General features: G+C 44.3%; 3 protein-coding genes. All 3 read left to right on the forward strand.

What is annotated here, in order from left to right:
* Positions 1-171: 171 nt before the first annotated feature.
* On the forward strand, positions 172-1419 hold the full coding sequence (gene glyA, locus ACH10T_RS10865; protein ID WP_394809296.1) for a serine hydroxymethyltransferase: 1248 nt from the start codon (positions 172-174) through the stop codon (positions 1417-1419).
* 68 nt (positions 1420-1487) lie between these two features.
* Positions 1488-1946, forward strand: a complete 459-nt coding sequence (nrdR, locus tag ACH10T_RS10870) for a transcriptional regulator NrdR (protein ID WP_394809297.1) — start codon at positions 1488-1490, stop codon at positions 1944-1946.
* A gap of 109 nt (positions 1947-2055) precedes the next feature.
* Complete coding sequence (gene ribD / locus ACH10T_RS10875; RefSeq protein WP_394809298.1) at positions 2056-3147, forward strand: bifunctional diaminohydroxyphosphoribosylaminopyrimidine deaminase/5-amino-6-(5-phosphoribosylamino)uracil reductase RibD; 1092 nt, start codon at positions 2056-2058, stop codon at positions 3145-3147.
* The last annotated feature ends 182 nt before the right edge of the window (positions 3148-3329 follow it).

Below are 3329 nucleotides of genomic sequence, written 5' to 3' on the forward strand. Positions count from 1 at the left end.
AATTTTATGCGCTGGCAGAATAAATCCGTCTAGTTTAAAGGGATGGCATGCCAGCTCATCCAAAATATGCATTTTTGCGCTTAATGCGACAGAACCTATTTGCGTTTCGATAGGTAATGGTAATATACGTATTTTATCGGTTTATAAATATTTCAAAGGATTGGTATTACCATGTTTTCGCAGAAACAAACTATAGAGAATGTTGACCCAGAAGTATGGCAAGCGATTAAAGGCGAAATACGGCGCCAGGAGGAATATATTGAATTAATCGCATCGGAGAATTATGCAAGTCCGGCAGTTATGCAAGCTCAGGGTTCTGTTCTAACGAATAAATATGCCGAAGGTTATCCAAAAAAACGCTATTACGGCGGTTGTTTGTATGCTGATCAGGTTGAACAACTGGCTATTGATCGATTAAAGGCGCTCTTTGGTGCTGAGTATGTCAATGTGCAACCGCATTCGGGTTCGCAAGCCAATGCGGCGGTTTATCTTTCAGTGCTAAAGCCTGGGGATACCCTGCTGGGCATGTCATTAGCGCACGGAGGCCACTTAACGCATGGTTCTAGCGTTAGTATGAGCGGAAAGATTTTTAATTCAATTTCTTACGGCTTGCATCCAGAAACTGAGTTGCTTGATTATGATCAAGTTGAGCAATTAGCTCATGAACATAAGCCAAAAATGATAGTTGCAGGCGCTTCCTCTTATGCGAGAGTCATTGACTGGAAACGTTTCCGCAAAATTGCTGATGCTGTAGGAGCCCACCTGTTTGTCGATATGGCTCATTATGCCGGATTGGTGGCTGCTGGTTTTTATCCTAATCCGGTTGGCATTGCGGATTTTGTTACAAGCACTACGCATAAAACACTGCGCGGTCCGCGTGGCGGTATTATTATGGCTAAACCTGAGCACGAGAAAGCATTGAATTCTGCTATTTTCCCACAAACTCAGGGTGGCCCATTGATGCATGTGATCGCGGCTAAAGCGGTTGCATTTAAAGAAGCTGCCAGTAAAGAATTTAAAGATTATCAAGAGCAGGTCATTGAGAATGCTCGTGTAATGGCAAAAGTTCTGACCAGTCGCGGTTTGCGAATTGTGTCAGGTCAAACAGACTGTCATATGTTTCTGGTTGATTTGCGTGCGATGAACCTGACAGGTAAGAAAGCAGAAGAATCGCTTGAATTGGCACACATTACGGTTAACAAGAACGCCATACCTAATGATCCGCAAAAACCATTTGTTACCAGTGGTATTCGTGTCGGCTCACCGGCAATGACCACGAGAGGCTTCAAAGAATTGGAAGCGGAACAATTGGCCAATCTGATGGCGGATGTGCTTGCTGCACCTGAGGATCCGGCAGTTTTGTCACGAGTGGCCACTGAAGCAAAACGGTTGTGTGCAAAATTTCCAGTTTATGGGTAGCTTTGTCAAGTTGGACAGATATTGAAAAATGATCTGTTCGGCTTGGTTACTGTTGGCTGAGTTGCTGTATGAAATGTCCTTTTTGCTGTGCAGATGACACCAGTGTGATTGACTCTCGCGTGAGTGAGGATGGTCAAAAAATACGGCGGCGGCGGCGGTGTCAGGCTTGTGATAAGCGTTTTACAACATACGAAACCGTTGAATTACGTTTGCCTCAAGTTGTAAAACATGATGGTAGTCGAGCTGAGTTTGACCGAAACAAGCTGTTGACGGGATTTAAGCGTGCACTTCATAAACGCCCTGTTCCTACAAGCTATGTAGATGCAGCGATCGACCGTATTGTGCAAAAATTTTTAAGTATGGGAGAGCACGAAGTTTCATCACGTAGTATTGGTGAGTGTGTAATGCAAGAACTTTATAAGCTTGATGAAGTAGCCTATATCCGATTTGCATCCGTTTATAAAAGCTTCCAGGATGTGGATGATTTTCGTGATGCGATCAAAGAAGTACAAAAACCGAATCAATAGTTGCGATCGAAGAAAGCAACCTAAATCAGCCTGGTGATTATTTTACTGGCCACTTATTGGCAGTACAGATAGACCGGATCAATTGCAATTATATATCACAATTCCTTAGATGTTCTCTCCCGCCGATTATGCTTTCATGTCGCATGCGCTACGGTTAGCTGAGAAAGGGCTTTACGCTACTACGCCCAATCCGCGTGTTGGTTGTGTGATCACCCATAATGAACAGATAATCGGGCGCGGTTGGCATGAAGAGGCTGGGCAACTACATGCTGAAATTAATGCATTAAATAATGCTGGAGAGGCCGCACGTGGTGCAACAGCCTATGTAACGCTCGAACCGTGTGGGCATTATGGACGCACCCCACCGTGTGTTAATGCTTTGATTGCTGCGGGTATTGCCAGGGTCATCATAGCCATGGAAGATCCTAATCCACTAGTATCAGGTCGTGGTAAAGCCTTATTGGAACAGGCCGGTATTGCCGTGCAGGTCGGTTTGTTAGAAGCAGAAGCGAATGCGCTGAATGTGGGTTTTGTTACGCGTATGGTTCATAAGAGACCATGGATTAGGTTAAAAACTGCTGCAAGCCTGGATGGTAAGATTGCGTTGAATAATGGTGTTAGTCAATGGATTACCGGCGAGTCTGCACGACAGGATGGACATCGGTGGCGCGCACGTTCATGCGCCATCATGACAGGTATTGGGACAGTAAAATCCGATAATCCTCAATTAACGGTACGTCACATCGAGACACGCCGTCAACCCAAAAAAATTATCGTAGACAGTCATTTTGTAATTCCGTTGGATGCTAAATTACTGCAAGATGGAGAAGAAGTGTTTATCTTCACCGCTAATGAGGGCAATCCAGAAAAAAATGCCACTCTGAGTAAGATGGGTGTTCGGGTCATTGTTTTGCCCAATGCCAAAGGCCGAGTTGATCTGGAGAAAATGATGACGACATTGGCAGATTTTGGAATGAATGAAGTATTAGTGGAAGCGGGGTGTGGCTTAAATGGCGCTTTAGTTGAGGCTGGATTAGTTAATGAAATGATTATTTTTCTTGCGCCACATTTGCTTGGTGACGATGCACAGGGAATGATTCAGTTACCCGAATTAATGAATCTTGGACAAAAGAAGGCGCTGAAAATAAATGACTTACGCATGATTGGGCAAGATATCCGGGTAATTGCAAGGTTTCTATAAAATAGATCCTTGATTAGAAAGATTCTTCAGCCAAACCCGATTTTCTCTATTATAAGGCGCATACTGACCCAAGCAAACCCATCTAAGAGAAATTGCCATGGCCATGAACCATATCCAATTCCAAGCAGGCTTGTCCTTACCTGCATTCCTTGCGCAGTTTGGCACAGATGAGCAATGCGCGG

It is taken from the genome of Nitrosomonas sp. (genome assembly GCF_043753625.1).
GTDB lineage: Bacteria > Pseudomonadota > Gammaproteobacteria > Burkholderiales > Nitrosomonadaceae > Nitrosomonas.